Consider the following 305-nt stretch of genomic DNA (forward strand, 5'->3'; position numbering starts at 1 on the left):
TACCAGGAAGAGCTAAACCTAATACTTCACATAAACAATTCATAGAGTTCGCGGTAAACATACCCGAACAAGAGCCACAAGATGGACAGCCATGATCTTCAATATCTTTTAATTCTTCTTCTGAAATTTTCCCAGATTGATAAGCTCCTACCCCTTCAAAAACAGAGCTTAAATCAACAACTTCTCCTTTTGACGTTTTTCCAGCCGCCATCGGGCCGCCTGAAACAAACACAGTCGGAATATTAATACGTAGTGCAGCCATCATCATACCTGGTGTAATTTTGTCACAGTTTGGGATACAAATC

1 protein-coding gene is annotated in these 305 nt (G+C 40.3%); it reads right to left on the reverse strand.

The genetic code is table 11. From position 1 onward, the window contains the following. Positions 1 to 305: dihydroxy-acid dehydratase domain-containing protein (locus MR107_RS30655; protein ID WP_242293202.1), on the reverse strand; the 305-nt coding region annotated here is incomplete at both ends.

This window comes from Bacillus cereus group sp. BfR-BA-01441 (genome assembly GCF_022663075.1).
Lineage (GTDB): Bacteria > Bacillota > Bacilli > Bacillales > Bacillaceae_G > Bacillus_A > Bacillus_A cereus.